General features: G+C 42.6%; 15 protein-coding genes. 9 read left to right on the forward strand and 6 right to left on the reverse strand.

The genetic code is table 11. The annotated features are described in order from the left end of the window. The 5 genes from AC55NX_RS17145 to cobB all read left to right on the forward strand — a co-directional run. Positions 1-263 (forward strand): helix-turn-helix domain-containing protein (locus AC55NX_RS17145; protein ID WP_496996838.1); only part of this gene is annotated, 263 nt, incomplete at its 5' end. A gap of 241 nt (positions 264-504) precedes the next feature. Then, positions 505-888 (forward strand): DUF3305 domain-containing protein, encoded by a 384-nt coding sequence (locus AC55NX_RS17150; protein WP_496996839.1) that lies wholly within the window; start codon positions 505-507, stop codon positions 886-888. A gap of 315 nt (positions 889-1,203) precedes the next feature. Beyond that, positions 1,204-2,424, forward strand: coding sequence for an ammonium transporter (locus AC55NX_RS17155; RefSeq protein ID WP_496996840.1), 1,221 nt, complete (start codon positions 1,204-1,206; stop codon positions 2,422-2,424). A 370-nt stretch (positions 2,425-2,794) separates the two neighbouring features. After that, positions 2,795-4,048, forward strand: a complete 1,254-nt coding sequence (locus tag AC55NX_RS17160; RefSeq protein ID WP_496996841.1) for an aromatic amino acid transport family protein — start codon at positions 2,795-2,797, stop codon at positions 4,046-4,048. Positions 4,049-4,270: 222 nt separating this feature from the next. Further along, positions 4,271-4,987 (forward strand): Sir2 family NAD+-dependent deacetylase, encoded by a 717-nt coding sequence (gene cobB / locus AC55NX_RS17165; protein ID WP_496996842.1) that lies wholly within the window; start codon positions 4,271-4,273, stop codon positions 4,985-4,987. 117 nt (positions 4,988-5,104) lie between these two features. On the opposite strand, the gene AC55NX_RS17170 is transcribed toward cobB, so the two are convergent. The 4 genes from AC55NX_RS17170 to potA form a co-directional block, all read right to left on the reverse strand. Next, positions 5,105-6,157: an extracellular solute-binding protein gene (locus AC55NX_RS17170; RefSeq protein WP_496996843.1), complete on the reverse strand. Its 1,053-nt coding sequence runs from the start codon at positions 6,155-6,157 to the stop codon at positions 5,105-5,107. Between the two features lie 159 nt (positions 6,158-6,316). Next, positions 6,317-7,099: a spermidine/putrescine ABC transporter permease PotC gene (gene potC / locus AC55NX_RS17175; protein WP_496996844.1), complete on the reverse strand. Its 783-nt coding sequence runs from the start codon at positions 7,097-7,099 to the stop codon at positions 6,317-6,319. 3 nt (positions 7,100-7,102) lie between these two features. Then, positions 7,103-7,960, reverse strand: a complete 858-nt coding sequence (gene potB, locus AC55NX_RS17180; protein ID WP_496996845.1) for a spermidine/putrescine ABC transporter permease PotB — start codon at positions 7,958-7,960, stop codon at positions 7,103-7,105. Continuing rightward, positions 7,941-9,065: a spermidine/putrescine ABC transporter ATP-binding protein PotA gene (potA, locus tag AC55NX_RS17185; protein WP_496996846.1), complete on the reverse strand. Its 1,125-nt coding sequence runs from the start codon at positions 9,063-9,065 to the stop codon at positions 7,941-7,943. The genes potB and potA overlap by 20 nt, the downstream gene beginning before the upstream one ends. Before the next feature lie 308 nt (positions 9,066-9,373). On the opposite strand from potA, the gene AC55NX_RS17190 reads away from it, so the two are divergent. The 3 genes from AC55NX_RS17190 to ttcA all read left to right on the forward strand — a co-directional run bounded on the left by AC55NX_RS17190 (position 9,374) and on the right by ttcA (position 12,038). Continuing rightward, on the forward strand, positions 9,374-10,159 hold the full coding sequence (locus tag AC55NX_RS17190) for a hypothetical protein (protein WP_496996847.1): 786 nt from the start codon (positions 9,374-9,376) through the stop codon (positions 10,157-10,159). Further along, positions 10,152-10,973 carry a glucosaminidase domain-containing protein gene (locus AC55NX_RS17195; RefSeq protein WP_496996848.1) on the forward strand — a complete coding sequence of 274 codons (822 nt, stop codon included), beginning with the start codon at positions 10,152-10,154 and terminating at the stop codon, positions 10,971-10,973. The genes AC55NX_RS17190 and AC55NX_RS17195 overlap by 8 nt, the downstream gene beginning before the upstream one ends. A 171-nt stretch (positions 10,974-11,144) precedes the next feature. Then, the gene (gene ttcA, locus AC55NX_RS17200; RefSeq protein WP_496996849.1) at positions 11,145-12,038 is read left to right on the forward strand and encodes a tRNA 2-thiocytidine(32) synthetase TtcA; all 894 of its coding nucleotides are present in this window, start codon (positions 11,145-11,147) and stop codon (positions 12,036-12,038) included. A gap of 139 nt (positions 12,039-12,177) precedes the next feature. On the opposite strand, the gene uspE is transcribed toward ttcA, so the two are convergent. Together uspE and fnr are read right to left on the reverse strand one after the other, a co-directional pair. Then, on the reverse strand, positions 12,178-13,125 hold the full coding sequence (gene uspE, locus AC55NX_RS17205) for a universal stress protein UspE (protein WP_496996850.1): 948 nt from the start codon (positions 13,123-13,125) through the stop codon (positions 12,178-12,180). A 130-nt stretch (positions 13,126-13,255) separates the two neighbouring features. Next, entirely contained in the window at positions 13,256-14,005 is a 750-nt protein-coding gene (gene fnr / locus AC55NX_RS17210; RefSeq protein WP_021020298.1) for a fumarate/nitrate reduction transcriptional regulator Fnr, read from the reverse strand. Between the two features lie 322 nt (positions 14,006-14,327). Here fnr and AC55NX_RS17215 point away from each other — a divergent pair, with 322 nt between their 5' ends. Beyond that, complete coding sequence (locus AC55NX_RS17215) at positions 14,328-14,687, forward strand: hypothetical protein (protein ID WP_496996851.1); 360 nt, start codon at positions 14,328-14,330, stop codon at positions 14,685-14,687. The last annotated feature ends 126 nt before the right edge of the window (positions 14,688-14,813 follow it).

Here is a 14,813-nt window from a genome sequence, read left to right on the forward strand (position 1 = left end):
TGATGCAGCCATCACAGTATGCATCAAAAGTGATGGTTACCGTTTCTCATCACAGCGAAATTCCTGAATTTCATCCTTCAGGACCACAAACGCTGATGCGAGGCTATCCTAGTGACTGGAGTCTCCAAGAAATAGAGAGAGCTCATATACAGAAAGTGGTTGATTTTTATAATGGTAATAAGTCAGCTGCGGCTCGGCAGCTCGGTATTTCAAGAAAAACACTGGACAGAAAATATAAAGAATGGCAATCAGAATCTGATTAAGATCACTAAAACGTATCATGTTACCTTTTTTGCAATAAAAAACCCTACCAATACTTCACTCTTCTCTAAAAAATGAGACATCTGCTTATTTATTGATACGCTATTCTATCCTGATATTCGGATATTAAACCTTATTTTTTTGTCTTGGCGTTACGATAGTTGCCATACAAAACATTGTAGTAAATAAAAATAGGGATGACCGAATATTTAATGCCTGCTATTAAAAATAAGAGCGAAAAAAATGTCATATTTAACAAAACCTGCAAAGTCAGAAATTACATGGCTAATTGAATGTCAGTTTATTGAGCATCAGATCACAGCCGGAGCATGGATCACGATACAAAAACAGTTAGTCGGGTTTGAACTGATTCCTGATCACGCCTCGGAAAACCTCGGTATGTTACAACTTCACCGTCGTGAAAAAAAAGACTACCGAAATAACTTAAAATCCAAAGAACCTAAGCTTTATGCGATATTAAATACAACCCCTCAAAAAGATATTCGAATGCTGACTGCGTCTCCCCGAACGGCTCGACAATTTATGGATCAAGAATATTTGGTTCTGTCGAATCGGATGCCGGATGAAGTCAGGGCATGGATAGCGTCTTATATTGATAAGCGCTAGCGCTGATATCGAGAATTATTTCACTAAATTGGGTGCCCAATATTGATGCATGAAATCAATATTGGTGCACTCCGTTATGCCATCACAATGTTTATCGATGTTGTATAAATTGAATAATTATTAATTTTCAAATAGTTATATCATGTCAGTTTGACGCTCTTCGCTACAATATAACTTGGCATAAATACTGCTTAACTCGCTGCAAACTATTATTCTCCCCAAAATGGGGATTTTTCATTTTTATTGGCACTAAGTTAGGGCGTTTCATGAGAGATGTCATTCCCGAGTGCAGTTGAATTGATGGAGAGAACGCGAATGGAGCACAACTTAAGTCAAGTTCAGGGAGCAGTCCAGACCCTGACTCAAAGTTCAGATACACTGTTTTTATTGCTGGGTGCGATCATGGTTTTTCTGATGCATGCTGGCTTTGCTTTTCTGGAGGTTGGCACGGTTCGAAAGAAAAATCAGGTCAATGCTTTGGTCAAAATACTGGTTGATTTCGGCGTCTCAACCATCGCCTATTTTTTCATTGGTTACTGGATTGCATACCATACGACTTTTTTCTCGAGTGCCGAAGTCCTTGCTGCCGGTAATGGTTATGCTTTGGTCAAATTTTTCTTTCTACTGACTTTTGCGGCTGCTATCCCTGCAATTGTTTCCGGTGGTATTGCTGAGAGAGCACGATTTCACCCAATCATGCTCGCCACCTTTTTTACGGTTGGTGTGATTTATCCGTTTTTCGAAGGGGTGATCTGGAATGGAAACTTTCAATTCCAAAACTGGCTTGAGACTCAGTTCGGCCATCCGTTCCATGACTTTGCCGGTTCGGTTGTCGTCCATGCTGTGGGCGGGTGGATTGCACTGGTTGCCGTAATCTTTTTGGGGATGAGAAAAGGGCGGATTCGAGCCGGAAAACATACCAACTTCGCCCCTTCAAACATTCCATTCCTCGCTTTAGGTGCTTGGATTCTCAGTGTGGGATGGTTTGGTTTTAATGTGATGTCTGCGCAAACGCTCAATGGGATTAGTGGCCTTGTTGCGATGAATTCTCTCATGGCAATGGTCGGCGGTATTCTGGCAGCATTTATTGTCGGAAAAAACGACCCCGGATTTATTCATAACGGGCCTTTGGCCGGTTTGGTTGCCGTGTGTGCCGGTTCGGATCTGATGCATCCCCTTGGTGCATTAGTCACAGGGGCTATCGCGGGTGTCCTGTTTGTTTGGGTCTTTACTTGGCTACAAAATAAAACCCATATTGATGATGTATTAGGGGTGTGGCCGCTCCATGGTTTATGTGGTGCGTGGGGAGGCATTGCTGCCGGCATTTTTGGTCAGCAGTCACTCGGGGGGATCGGTGGGGTGAGCTTTGCTTCTCAGTTGCTGGGAACCATCGCTGGCATTCTCGTGGCGCTACTTGGCGCTCTGATTGTTTATGGTTCACTGCAAAAAATTACAGGACTGAGACTTTCTGAGGAAGATGAATTTAATGGGGCGGATCTATCGATTCATAAAATTTCTACGATTAATGAAGAATAAACCGTAACGCTAGGGGCAGTTGATCTTTCGTGGTTGAATTCTGTTCAATCTGAACGGGTATTGATCGCGGTGTGAGGCATGCCGCTTAGCCATCCTAAGCACGGGGTTCACCCCGTGCATATTGGCTGATGTAAAAATTGACTTCATTGAAGCAACATATCCTCAACAATCCTATTTCGCATCAGTTTTTCTTATTCATATGATTAAAAATAATCATGTATAGCACGTAAATTTCGTGACCCGGATTGATTTTTGTTAAGCTTCTCTCCAAGTTCATTCACTTGCGTATTCCCAAAACTTCTCATTACTGGTCAAATATAACTGAAACTTATTTTTAGTATATTATTTTACCAATGATGAGAAACTTAACATGAACACAACAATATTAGTACAAAATAACAAATATTCATCTGGTAAATGGACTTACAAAGATTTTACATGGTGCCTCTCTCTGTTTGGAACAGCAGTCGGAGCTGGCGTACTTTTTCTACCGATTAAAGCAGGTGCCGGTGGTTTTTGGCCATTAGTCATTCTTGCCCTGATTGCCGCCCCGATGACATGGTTTGCACATAAAAGTCTGGCGCGTTTTGTGTTATCAGCCAAACATCCGGAATCCGATATTACGGATACGGTTGAAGAACATTTTGGTAAAACCGGAGCCAATCTGATTACATTTGCTTATTTTTTCGCAATTTATCCGATAGTGTTAATTTATGGTGTGGGAATTACCAACACGGTGGACTCATTTTTGGTGCATCAACTCGCGTTGCCATCGGTTCCCCGCTGGTTACTGTCCGGCGTATTAATTCTTGCGATGACGGGTGGGGTGGTATTTGGTAAAAACCTGATGCTGAAAGCCACTTCATTGATGGTTTATCCGCTGGTGTTAATCTTACTCGCATTATCGGTTTACCTGATTCCCGACTGGAATACATCCATGATGGAAGTTCAGCCGGATTGGTCCGGGATGCCGATGATCATTTGGCTGGCGATTCCACTGATTGTTTTTTCGTTTAATCACAGCCCGATTATTAGTCAATTTACCAAAGAACAACGGCTAACTTATGGTGATGATGCTGCGCAAAAAACAGATATGATTACTGGCGGTGCAGCATTTATGCTGATGGCATTCGTGATGTTTTTTGTATTTTCAGTCGTTTTGTCTCTTTCTCCGGAACAACTCGCTATTGCCAAAGCGCAAAATATTTCCGTGTTGTCTTATCTGGCGAATGAACATGGTTCACCGTTGATCTCTTATCTGGGACCTATCGTGGCGTTTGCTGCGATCACATCCAGCTATTTTGGTCATTTTCTTGGTGCACATGAAGGTTTGGTCGGGCTGATTAAATCTCGCAGCAACATGGCAGTGAAATCAATTGACAGAGCTTCTCTGATTTTTATCGTATTGACGACGTGGATCGTTGCCATGATTAATCCGAGCATTTTAGGCATGATTGAAACCATGGGAGCACCTATGATTGCTGCCATTTTGTTTATTATGCCAGTCTATGCCATGAGACGCGTCGGGGCGATGAAGAAGTTCAGAACTACGGTGTCGGTACAAATTTTTACGGTGATCTGTGGGTTGGCTGCAATCACCTCGGTTATTTGTGGCGCTTTATAAATATTTGCGAATCCTCTGAAACCCGCACAACCCCACAGGTGTTATCATCGCCTGTGGGGTTGTTGCTTTTGAGTCCAGCGCAAGCATCTTGCCCAATTGATGCCGGATGATAAAGATTTGATATCACTGTCGCTCGCAGAGCAGGGTATACCATTGTCTATTTTTTTCTGCAAAAAAGATCAGGTATATTAAGGTCAAAACATGAAAGCATAAGGATATGACATGCACTATCCATATCGTAATATCGTTGTTCTTACTGGTGCCGGAATTTCTGCGGAATCAGGGATTCAAACGTTCAGGGCACAGGATGGTCTTTGGGAAAACCACAGCATTGAAGATGTTGCGACTCCCGAAGGGTTTGAACGTAACCCGGAACTGGTTCAGAATTTTTATAATCAACGGCGGCGCAAACTTCTTTCTGCATCGATTCAACCGAATCCTGCTCACCTTGCTTTAGGTAAACTTGAAGCGGAGCTCGATGGGCAGGTTACCGTCGTGACACAAAATATCGATAATTTGCATGAGCGCGGTGGCAGTAAAAATGTGATCCATATGCATGGCGAATTGTTGAAAGCGCGTTGCTGCGAATCACAGCAAGTGATTGACCAAACCGATGATCTGAATATGGGAGATCTTTGTCATTGCTGTCAGATACCTTCTCAGTTACGCCCGCATATTGTGTGGTTTGGTGAAATGCCACTGAGAATGGGGGACATCTATACTGCACTCGAACAAGCGGATTTATTTATTTCCATTGGCACATCAGGGGTCGTGTATCCTGCGGCTGGTTTTGTTCATGATGCAAAAATGCATGGTGCTCATACGATAGAAATTAATCTTGAGCCGAGTGCCGTTGAAAGTGAATTTGTCGAAAAGCGTTATGGCAAGGCCAGTATTGAGGTGCCGAAACTGGTCGATGAGTTGCTTGCGTCTGATTAGGGCATTGGCTGAAGGGATGTCCGGTTTTATCGCAGTTAATCAAGCATAAAAAAAGTGGCCAAAGCCACTTTTTTTATTGGAAGGACACTGTCAGTTCCGGCGCGGACAACAATATCATTAGTTACTGACTTTCAGTTTTTGGAAATACGATTCGTACAAATGGTTGGCATCACCGACTTCATCTTGCCAAACACCGCTGTTCATCACGGATTGAGGCGGGAAGATATTCGGATCATTGGCAAATTCGCTTGGCAACAGTTTATAGGCCGTTTTAACGGGGGTCGGATAACCGATTTCCAGCGCAATTTTAGCTGCATTTTCAGGGCGAAGCAGGAAATCAATCATTTTATGAGCAGCTTTAATATGTTTGGCACCAGAAGGGATTGCCAGACTATCCATCCAGAAAATCGTGCCTTTTTCCGGCCATACGATATCAATGGGTGCACCTTCTTGCCGTGCCATATAAGCAGAACCATTCCATAACATTCCCAGCGAAACTTCATCGGCAATATATGGATTTGCCGGAAAATCCGAGTTGAAAACCAGTACGTTCGGAATGAGCGATTTTAATGCTTCGTAAGCTGCTTTAATCTCATCAGGATTGGTAGTATTCGGTGAGTAACCCAGCTTTGATAATGCGATATGAAAAACTTCGCGTGCGTCATCCATCAGTAATAGCTGACCTTTCCATTGAGGATCCCATAAATCATCCCAGCGATGGATCGTTGATTTATTGATAATATCAGTGTTGACTCCGATGCCTGTCGCACCCCAGATATAAGGGATTGAATAGTTGTTATTCGGATCAAACGATTTATTCAGATAATTGGGATCCAGTCCGTTGAAGTGAGGTAGGAGAGATTTGTCAATCGGTTGCAACATGCCTTCTTTGCGCATTTTCGAGACAAAGTAAGTGGATGGCACAACTAAATCATAACCTGAGCCCTGAGTCTTCAACTTTGCGTACATCGTTTCATTCGACTCGTAAGTTGAATAGATCACTTTAATCCCGGTTTCTTTGGTAAATTCCTGAAGGACTTCATTTGGAATATATTCAGACCAGTTATAGAAATAAAGCGTCTGATCGTCTGCCATACTATCGTTTGCCATACTGTAGCCAGAAAATAATGCGACTGTAGACAAAATACCTGCAAAGAATTTATTTTTCATTGTTGCTGTGGTTCCCTGTTACCATGGAAAATTTTAATCACACCGAAGGAGATACTGTCATCCGTCTGTGTAATTATGGATTTGAAAACAATCAATTATAGCAAATGAAGCTCACTTAAAGCTTCAAAGAATGATGTATTTCTTATCTTTGTGACACTCTTATTTTTGATGGAGTTGCAACTTGTCTCTCCCGATATAGTGAGAAATAACAACCAGTGTAAAGGATATCAGCAACATCACTGTAGCCAATGCATTTACTTCCGGAGAAATGCCTACTTTCACCATTGAATATATTTTTAAGGGGAGTATTTCGTAGCTCGGTCCGGTGACAAATGAGCTGATAATGACATCGTCCAGTGAGAGGGTAAAACTAATCAGCCAACCAGAGGCCACGGCTGGTTTAGCTAACGGGAAAATGATTTTATACAGAATCACCCATTCGCTGGCTCCCAAATCTCGGGCTGCTTCCAACATTTTGACATCAAAACCATTAAGACGCGTATAGACGGCAACGACAACAAAAGGCAGACAAAATGTAATATGGGAAAAGAATAACGTCAGAAAACCGAGATGGACACCTATCACCAGAAAGAGAGCCAGCAGTGAAATCGCCATCACGATATCCGGGGACATCATCACGACAAACAACATCCCGTTGACAAGCGGTTTACCTCGGAATCGATAACGGAATAGTGCAACTGCAGTCAAACTACCGATAATTGTTGCCGTTGTTGCCGAAAACACCGCGACATTTAAAGAGTGCCATGCCGCCTGCATCAAACTGTCATTTTCGATGAGAGAGTAATACCACTTGGTGGAGAATCCATCCCATCTCATGCCAAATTTATTGGCATTAAATGAATTGACGATCAAGACAAAAATCGGAAGGTACAGAAAACTATAGACAATCGTCATCAAACTAAAACGAAAGATTTTTGTCATGATTTAAAGTTCCATTTTTCTGTTTAACAGACGGCCTGTCTTATAATAAACATAAAGTAACAGCGCCATGACGAGTGTAAGAGCGATGCTGGTCGCTGCGCCCGCCGGCCAGTCTCGTGCATTGAGTATTTGGCTCTTAATAATATTACCGATCAGTGGGTTTTTCGCACCGCCCAACAAATCAGAAATATAAAACATGCCAAGTGCGGGTAATAGCACTAATAAACAGCCACCAATTATTCCCGGCATTGTGAGGGGAATGATAATTTTGATTAACGTCTGAAACTTATTTGCGCCGAGATCTTGTGCCGCTTCCACATAGGCGTAATCCAGTTTTTCGAATGCCGAGTAAAGCGGCAGAATCATAAAAGGGAGTAAAATATAGACAAGCCCGATCATGACAGCAATTTCGGTATACATGACTCGAAATGGGGTATCAATCAGCCCTAAAGTAAGCAATGATTTATTCAGGATACCATTGGTTCCCATGACGATTTTCAAACCATAGGTCCGAATCAGGGAGTTGGTCCAGAATGGCACAATCACTAGAAATAGCAGAAAAGGGCGACGGGACGGTGGCATTTTTGCAATGGCAAATGCGAAAGGGTAGCCGATGAGCAGACAGAGCAATGTCGCAATTCCCGCCATATAAAATGAATGCGCCAGCACTTTGATATAGAGTGGGTCGATCAGACGAATATAGTTTTCCCACGTGAGTGTAAAATTGATCAGATTGGTTTCATCCCGGGTGAGAAAGCTGGTGCCGATCACCATCAAGTTAGGGATGAAAACAAAGAGCAGTAACCAGCTTACAATCAGATAAATAATCGCTTGGCGGAGACTAATTCGGGGCATTTTCATCCAGAACGACCTCCCAACTTTCAACCCAAGTGAGCACAACTTTTTGCCCGAGAGAGTGATCGACATCAGGATCATCTTCGTTGAAAAACTCACTGACCATGATGCGCAGGCCGGACGACAATTCAACCACCGAATCCAACGTCATCCCTTTGTAGGTTCGATCAATCACATGACCGGTAATCCCTTCGCTATCCGTTTCTTTCACTTCTTTGAGACGAATATCTTCAGGGCGCAACAAAACCTGAAGCTGCTGGCCGGCAATCACAGGCTTGTCGAAGTCAATGACCGCATTCGTCCCTTCGATTGAAACGAGAATCCGTTTGTCATCCACTCTTTCGATCGTCACGGCTTCAAAGACATTGATTTCACCGATAAAGCGGGCGACGAAAAGGTTTTTCGGATCTTCATAAATCGCTTTCGGTGTGCCGTCTTGTTCGATATAACCATCTCTCATGACAATAATACGATCTGACATCGATAGCGCTTCTTCCTGATCATGGGTGACGAAAATAAAAGTAATCCCCAACTGGCGCTGAAGCTGTTTGAGTTCGACTTGCATTTGTTGACGCAGTTTATAGTCGAGTGCGGATAATGACTCATCCAGCAAGAGTACTTTCGGTTTGTTGACCATGGCCCGGGCAATCGCAACCCGTTGCTGTTGTCCTCCGGACAACTGATGAGGTTTGCGTCCGGCATAATCGTCTAATCGCACCATTTTCAGCACATCTAATACTCTGGTGTGAATATCCGCGGCAGGTACTTTTCGCATTCTCAACCCAAAGGCTACATTGTCAAAGACCGTCATATGCGGGAAGAGGGCATAACTTTGGAACACGGTATTGACGTTACGATGTTCTGCCGGGATAGCTGTGACATCCTGTCCGTCGAGAAAGATATTGCCCTGATCAGCTGATTCAAATCCTGCAATCATTCTCAGAATGGTTGTTTTACCACATCCGGATGGCCCGAGAATGGTTAAAAACTCACCGTGATTAACTTGCAATGAAAAGTCATCAATGATTTTTTTCCCGTCGTAACTCTTACTCATTCCTACCAGAGAAACCACGGGAGATTCATGCGGTTGTGCTGCGTTCAATGTTTCCATTTCTCCATTGAAAGGCTGAGACTGTCAGCGTCGATTAAGGTATATATCATGGCGATTCATGCTATTCGCTGCATCATAATATTCACTCATTTGAAGTCAATCCAATTTTCGAGGCTTGACGATGAATTTTTATTACAGTACCGACAAACCGCTCGGATGATGAGCGAAAATCAGCACCAACGAGAGCATTTTCATAAAATGAATGAAAAAAGTTACATCTATGCAATTTCGGGTTGAAATCAATTTCAGTATAATGCCCCCTTCGTTGTGGATATGGTGGTCTGAGTTACAGCCATCCAAGAGGTAGCATGAGTCAGAAATTTGAAAAAGAGTTTAATTTAGGGGGAAGCTTAGAAAAAGCTTTGACTGGCGATTATCAACTGAAAGTTGGTGCGATTCTCAGGGAAGGCGCATCCTGCACGGCCAAGCATTTTTGGTCCTTTACCCCGGCTATATTTATTTTGCTCGCAGTACAACTCATCATTTTCTACGTTGTTCTGAAACTCCAGCTACCAGACTTGGACAACATTCTGGCGAGTGTTCAGAACCCGGAGCAGATTGATCCCCGTCTAGTGCAGGCCTTTTTCATCGCTGTATTTAGTTTTGAAGTCGTTAGTGCACCGATTTATGCCGGAGCCAGTCTCATGGGGATGAGTCATGCCGCTGGCCTAAAAACCCAGACCCGGCATATCACGAAAGGGTTGCAATTCACAGTCTCCGTGACTCTGGCAACATTAATTATGCTGGTTACTCAATCCGTCCTTGGGCAAATTTTTTGGCTTCTTTCCATGTATGCCTCCGTTGCATTTAGTCATACGATTCTGTTGATTTGTGAGAAACGTTTACCTGTCTTTAAAGCATTATTGATCTCTTTAAAAGCAACCAATAAAAAAATCCTGCCACTGACCAGTATCTACTTTATTCTGATGCTGCTGACCGGATTTGCGATTCTTTTTTACGGTATCGGTTTTATTTTTGTCTTACCGTTCTTTTTACATGTCAAAGGGATCGTATATCGAAACATGTTTGGCATTCGGTTAACGATTGTTTCGACATCAGACAGTGATCAGCAAAGTAAGGTTTTCAATGCGTAAACTGATTTATCTCTTCTTCTCCGTCTTTGTACTTATTCTCGTGAGTTGTACTTATTATCAGCTACATATTGAAGAGAGTCGCTCGACGATTGAAGGCAAACAACCGCAGGGTATTCCGGTGGCAACCGCGCCAAACTTCAAGGCGTTTAAAAATATAGAGCAGAAAAAACATGCTTTCTTTAATTATCTCAAACCGGGTATTGAATATGAAAATCACAGAACCCGGAAAGAGCGAAATTTTTTGCTAAATACCAAAGAGAGCATCGAGTCCGGTTCGCTGTCTCAGGCTGAAATCGAGCAACTGGCTGAACTCAGTTCACTCTACTCGGTTAAAATTCCTGTGGAAGGGCCCGACTTAAAATGGCTGGATAAAATGCTGCATAAAGTCGATGTGCTGCCAGAGGCGTTGGTCCTGATTCAGGCAGCCAATGAGTCAGCCTGGGGAACTTCCCGCTTTGCCAAAGAAGCCAATAATTATTTTGGTCAATGGTGTTATCAAAAAGGTTGTGGGTTGGTACCGCTAGACCGAGGCGAAGGGATGGCGCATGAGGTTGCAAAATTTAAATCCGTACAACAATCGATTCATCGGTATTTTATCAATGTTAACCGCAATTTAGCTTATCGTAAATTACGTGAAATTCGTTATCAGCTTCGCGCGGAAGGGAAGGATCTTTTATCGATGGAGAGTGCAATACAATTAACCAACGGATTGACCAAATACTCTGAGCGAGGCATAGCTTACGTGAAATCCCTTCAGGCCATGATTCGCCATAATCAGAAATATTTGCAAGATGACTTAGTTGCCACGGAATAACACCAGTTTGACCGAGCCGGAATTAACGGCTCGGTTTCACGCCTTCGCGCCAGCGATATTTAGCCATGACAGATATATTTCAACCCACATGAAAAATCCGTATAATCCACGCCCTACAGAGAACCGAGCTGCAATCTACAGTCAGAATAATCGACAGTGTGAGAAGTCGTCATGAATCAAAAAGATACCAGAAAAGAAACCCTTGAGTTCAACAAACTCCAGAAACGTCTGCGCAGAAATGTTGGTAACGCCATCATCGATTACAGCATGATTGAAGAAAATGATGTAGTGATGGCCTGTATCAGTGGCGGAAAAGATTCATTTGCGATGTTAGATATCCTGTTGAATCTGCAAAAAGCTGCACCTGTTCAATTCGATGTGGTTGCTGTGAATCTCGATCAAAAACAGCCCGGCTTTCCCGAACATGTGTTACCTCAGTATTTTGAGAGTTTGAATATTCCTTATTATATTGTGGATAAAGATACTTATTCGGTCGTCAAAGAAAAAATCCCGGAAGGGAAGACCACATGTGGGCTGTGCTCTCGGTTGCGTCGCGGTACGTTATATTCATTTGCTGAAAAAATTGGTGCAACAAAGATCGCGCTTGGACACCATCTGGATGACATTGTTGAAACCTTGTTCCTGAATATGTTTCATGGGTCACGGATGAAAGCGATGCCGCCGAAACTTCGTTCTGATGATGGCCGTAACATTGTCATCCGGCCATTAACCTATTGCCGGGAAAAAGATCTGATTAAGTATGCTGAGCATAAAGCGTTCCCGATTATTCCTTGTAATTTGTGCGGCTCTCAGGAAAATTTACAGCGACAGGCGATTAAAGCAATGCTGATGGAATGGGACAAGAAAACTCCCGGACGTGTCGAAAGTATTTTTAAATCACTGCAGAATGTCAGTCCAAGTCAATTAGCAGATAAATCACTGTTTGATTTCATTGATCTACCACTGGCGCGTGACGGTGACAGAGGCGAGTACGAATACAGTGAAGCCGTTGTCTCCTCAACAAATATCGATGAATCCATGTTTATTGATGTGACAAACGTTTAGGCTGAAAACACGCCAAACCAGATTCGTGATTTGGTTCAAAGCGATGAACTTGCGTTACAAACAAAACAACCTTGCGTCAATGAATGGCGCAAGGTTGTTTTATACAAATACATGCGTTTATATCACTTTAAATATCAGCCTACGAATTCTGATTCGGATCAAGCGGACTGATATATCCTTCCGGTTTAATTGCCAAGACATCACAGTCAATTTTATCAATGACATGTTCGGCGGTGTTACCGATAAAAATCGAAGATAAACCTGTTCGGCCCGTCGTACCGATAATCACCATGGCTACATCCAGTTGCTTCGCTTGTTTCGGAATAATATCTTCAGGTAAACCTTCTTCGACGATAGTTTGTTCATCATCAATCCCAAAAGACTGGCGCAAGTCTTTCATCGAGGTCAGGCAGTGGGAGCGGACTGCATCCCGGTAGGCCGTGATATCAAACTCCGGTAACTCAAGTGTGATATTACTTGGTGTGATCGGATATGAACTGACCAAATACGGGGTTGCGTCGAGATGATCGGCAATACTCAGTAATTGTTCGGTCAGTTTTACATTCAATGAATGATGGACCTCATTTTCAGAACCGACATGAACAGATGCCATCACATTGGATTGGGTCTTCCACTCAGCATTTTTGACCAGTAATACGGGGACAGGGCATTTACGCATCAGATGCCAGTCGGTTGGTGTAAAAATCACTGATTCGAGAAAGTCATGCTTGCGTGTTGCTTTGATTAAAATATCGTATTGCCCGGAGAAAACTTCAGCAATAATTGCTTCATAGGGCCGATGGTACCAAACAACTTTGACCGTAAAATCGACCGTGTCGTCGATATAAGGTTTCGCGACATTCTTGAGCCAAGTCTCTCGCTGATGAATCACACCGCGACGCATCGCTTCTCGTTCATCGGCAGAAAGCATGGATGTCATGTCATAAGAAAAATCATAGATAGAGAGGAACAACGTGATGTGACTAATATCTTTACTTTTTTGGGCCAGCAGCATTGCTCTCGCAAGTGCCGGTTGTTCATCATGGTTAACATCTGCAATCACAAGAATATTATTGTAAATACTCATTATATCTCCCTCATATCATGGGGTTTCAATACAACTTTAGCTTAAAAGGGGGCAGAAGATGAGAAAAATTGTCGGGGGAGTCGTAGAATTTTGATACAGCTCATTCATTGAATGAGCTGTATCATCATGATTAACTGTCGGCTGAGACACCAGCCAATTCCATGAGAGAATCGTGATCTAATATCGTGATATATTTACCTTTTACACTCAAGATTTCCGATTTTTGGAATCGACCTAATAAACGACTGATTGTTTCGACGGTCAGGCCTAAATAATTACCGATATCACCCCGGGTCATCGTGAGGCGAAATTCTCGTGGACTAAAACCACGTTGCGCAAAACGAGTGGATAGGTTGAAGAGAAAAGCGGCTAAACGTTCTTCGGCATTTTTCTTGGATAACAACAGAATCATTTCCTGATCGCCTTTAATCTCATTACTCATCAGGCGCATAATCTGTTGGCGTAATTTGGGCATTTTTCCTGACAGATCGTCTAAGATTTCGTAAGGAATCTCACAAACCATTGAGGTTTCTAATGCTTGAGCAAAACTGGGGTGACTGTCTCCGGTAATCGCATCAAAGCCAACTAAATCACCGGCTAGATGAAAAGCAGTAATCTGTTCGTCACCTTGTTCAGTAATCGTATAACTTTTGATGGTTCCGGACCGAATTGCATACAACGAGCGAAGCTCATCACCGGCTTTGAATAGTTCCTGTCCTTTTTGGATAGGCTTCTTTCGCTCAATAATTTGATCGAGCTGATCTAACTCAGACTCATTCAAAGTAAAAGGAATGCAAAGTTGGCTAATACTGCAGTCCTGGCAGTGAATCGCACACCCTCCAGATTGAATCCGTTTCGTACCTGGCTTATCTGAAATCATAATAACCTTTCACTATCTTGATATACATCAATATTTTACCATTCCTTGATCATAAAGAATAGTCAAAAAAAGAGTACAGGAATCAGGCGATTATATAGAATTCTTGCAAAATTGACAGATAAACTTTATCTGAACGATACCTGTATTCTTGTCACACATTCTTGCTCAAGGGGATGAGCTGAGACCTTCATTGTAACACGCTACCTATGGCATACAAATCATTCGAACCGAATTTCCTCCACTCAGGCTTCAGTGGTAGACTAAACACTTTTCAGCAGTCTTGGTAGACTGTTCATCTGAGATTGAGAACATTGAAGCAACTATGCCAGCAGAAAAACTCACCAAACAGAGATTGATACATATCACCGTGATTTTAGCCATTTTAAGTGCTGCATTTTTTTGGCGAACCTATCACTATTCAGCCCCTGAATCATTGACCTGTGAATATCCGTGTCAGGTTTCGATTGATGGCCGCCTCACTCATATTAAAGCTGGTGAAGACGCTGGTACCATTTCGGTTTACCCTGCGCAAAAAAGTTGGTCAGTGATAGAGCTCTCACCACAGATTAAGGATAAGGCAAATGGTCAAATGCAGCTGACTTTGACGCTGGATAACCGCTCTCAATTTACATTGGTGACCGGTATGCATAAAAAATATATCATTCATATAGAAAACAGATAGAAAGGCTACCGAGTCGATTGTATCTCATATAATTATTGTTAAAATGCCCAACAAATAAAATAATCATCAACGGTGGCAGATGCGATTTTTAACTCAAGTTTCTCAGATTATTGATCCTATTGCGGC

This window comes from Vibrio rubrogenes (assembly GCF_059641415.1).

Excerpts from the sequence above, each read along its gene's own strand:
- fnr (WP_021020298.1), bottom strand. The coding sequence starts at position 14,005 with ATGATTTCAGATAAGCCAGGTACGAAACGGATTCAATCTGGAGGGTGT.
- ttcA (WP_496996849.1), top strand. The coding sequence starts at position 11,145 with ATGAATCAAAAAGATACCAGAAAAGAAACCCTTGAGTTCAACAAACTC.
- AC55NX_RS17215 (WP_496996851.1), top strand. The coding sequence starts at position 14,328 with ATGCCAGCAGAAAAACTCACCAAACAGAGATTGATACATATCACCGTG.
- AC55NX_RS17190 (WP_496996847.1), top strand. The coding sequence starts at position 9,374 with ATGAGTCAGAAATTTGAAAAAGAGTTTAATTTAGGGGGAAGCTTAGAA.
- uspE (WP_496996850.1), bottom strand. The coding sequence starts at position 13,125 with ATGAGTATTTACAATAATATTCTTGTGATTGCAGATGTTAACCATGAT.
- AC55NX_RS17155 (WP_496996840.1), top strand. The coding sequence starts at position 1,204 with ATGGAGCACAACTTAAGTCAAGTTCAGGGAGCAGTCCAGACCCTGACT.
- AC55NX_RS17195 (WP_496996848.1), top strand. The coding sequence starts at position 10,152 with ATGCGTAAACTGATTTATCTCTTCTTCTCCGTCTTTGTACTTATTCTC.
- AC55NX_RS17160 (WP_496996841.1), top strand. The coding sequence starts at position 2,795 with ATGAACACAACAATATTAGTACAAAATAACAAATATTCATCTGGTAAA.
- cobB (WP_496996842.1), top strand. The coding sequence starts at position 4,271 with ATGCACTATCCATATCGTAATATCGTTGTTCTTACTGGTGCCGGAATT.
- AC55NX_RS17170 (WP_496996843.1), bottom strand. The coding sequence starts at position 6,157 with ATGAAAAATAAATTCTTTGCAGGTATTTTGTCTACAGTCGCATTATTT.
- AC55NX_RS17150 (WP_496996839.1), top strand. The coding sequence starts at position 505 with ATGTCATATTTAACAAAACCTGCAAAGTCAGAAATTACATGGCTAATT.
- potA (WP_496996846.1), bottom strand. The coding sequence starts at position 9,065 with ATGGAAACATTGAACGCAGCACAACCGCATGAATCTCCCGTGGTTTCT.
- potC (WP_496996844.1), bottom strand. The coding sequence starts at position 7,099 with ATGACAAAAATCTTTCGTTTTAGTTTGATGACGATTGTCTATAGTTTT.
- potB (WP_496996845.1), bottom strand. The coding sequence starts at position 7,960 with ATGAAAATGCCCCGAATTAGTCTCCGCCAAGCGATTATTTATCTGATT.